The sequence below is a fragment of the Leyella stercorea DSM 18206 genome (genome assembly GCF_000235885.1).
Lineage (GTDB): Bacteria > Bacteroidota > Bacteroidia > Bacteroidales > Bacteroidaceae > Prevotella > Prevotella stercorea.
The window spans coordinates 1-1,758 of record NZ_JH379367.1 but is presented as its reverse complement, the minus strand read 5'-3'; the positions used below and the strand labels follow the sequence as shown (position 1 = coordinate 1,758).

2 protein-coding genes are annotated in these 1,758 nt (G+C 39.4%); both read left to right on the top strand.

Annotated features, from left to right (window positions below; translation table 11 throughout):
* On the top strand, positions 1-903 hold a 903-nt coding region (locus tag HMPREF0673_RS14965), incomplete at its 5' end, for an RHS repeat domain-containing protein (protein ID WP_007897256.1).
* Positions 904-912: 9 nt separating this feature from the next.
* Entirely contained in the window at positions 913-1,527 is a 615-nt protein-coding gene (locus tag HMPREF0673_RS01635; protein WP_007897253.1) for a DUF416 family protein, read from the top strand.
* Positions 1,528-1,758 lie beyond the last annotated feature (231 nt).

The window sequence follows — 1,758 nt, the reverse complement described above, 5'->3', positions numbered from 1 at the left end:
GACGCCCTCGGCAGACGGGTGTCAAAAAGGACTGGCGACACCGTGCACCGTTTCGGATGGGACGGCAACGTGGTGCTGCACGAATGGGACACCGACGAAGCCCTGAGACCGAGGCTCGTCACGGACGAGACCGGACGCGAGGAATACGACGGAACGGAGAAGCCGGAGGGCCTTGTGACATGGGTGTATGACGGAACGTCGTTCACGCCTGTGGCGAAGGTCACGGACGGGGAACGCTACACGATAGTGCATGACTACCTCGGTACGCCGACGCAGGCATACGACAGCAAGGGAAAGCTTGTCTGGGAGATGCTGCTGGATGTGTACGGAGAGGTGAAGGAATGCCACGGAGACCGAACGCTCGTGCCATTCCGCTATCAGGGACAGTACGAGGATGAAGAAACGGGGCTGTATTACAATCGGTTCCGCTATTACTCCCCGCAAATGGGTATGTATATCTCCTCCGACCCTATCGGGCTTGCTGGAAACAATCCTACACTCTATGGATATGTGCAGGATGTGAATACATGGATGGATATTTTTGGTCTCCTTGAAGCTTTAACAGAATTAGCTAAAGAAATAAGCGAATCTGCCAATCATTTTTTAGCTGAAGTTTGCAGAACTGTTGCAGTTGGACAAGATGCAACAGGTGGTTTATTTGCAGCATCAAGTAATGGGTTAGATCCTGGACAAGTAGCAAAATGTCAGGAATTAGGTGTAACTCCACTCAATACCTCGACAGTACACGTAAATGGCCAAAACCTTCATGCAGAAGAAGTTTTACTAAAAAATGTTGAGAATCTTAAAACTGTGGCTACATGGAAAAGAATGCCTTGTGGACCTGGTGAACATAATTGTATGCAACAATTAAAAGATTTAGGAATTAAAGTAGAATGTCATTAAGAATATATTATGTATGATTTTTATAAAAAACAGATTGTTGAAAAGACACAGAGTCTAACAATGCAACAGTCAGCTCTATATTCTCTCTATAATTGTGAGAAAATTATAGAAATGTATAAAATGATTGTTGATCAATACAATGTTGGAAATTATTTTCTAATAAAACAAATGTCTTATTATTTATGGGATAATATCTATAAATACAAAAAAAATGAGGCTTTTGAATCTAACTTTATACAGATGAATGATTATGTTCCTAATTCAGACTCTTATCCAGGAGTAGCTAATGCAATTGCCTTAAATGTTGTAATATGTTTAGATATTGCATATAAGTGTATAACTGGACATTCTAATAACTCGAATTTATCAGGATTGTATGTCTATGACACATTAAGACAATGTCTTTTATCGAAAAGACCTGATATTAAGTATATAACAAAACAAATAATAAGTGAGATTGATCAGACCTCAATTATTTTAGAACTTAAATTTGAAGAGTTAAGTCTTATTGAAAATATAGAAAGTAAAGTTTTAAATAGAAGTTTTGTTTGGGATATTTTTAGCAAAGCACAGTCTAATAAATATAATTATGATTTGATAAAATGGAATAATTCTCTTTTTTGATATTGGGGTGACCGTTTTAGTAATATATTAATATAATTAAAAACATCAAACTTAGTAGCCAAACTCGATGCGGAATACTCACTGAGAAACCCAAAATAGTCTGATTATGTTACTTGCGGACAGTCATATCACTATGATAGTCGGGGTTGACGTCCATGTGACGACAGCTCCCCCTTTCAACCCCATCCATCCCTACATGGGTATGGTGATGGACCCCGCCGACTACATACC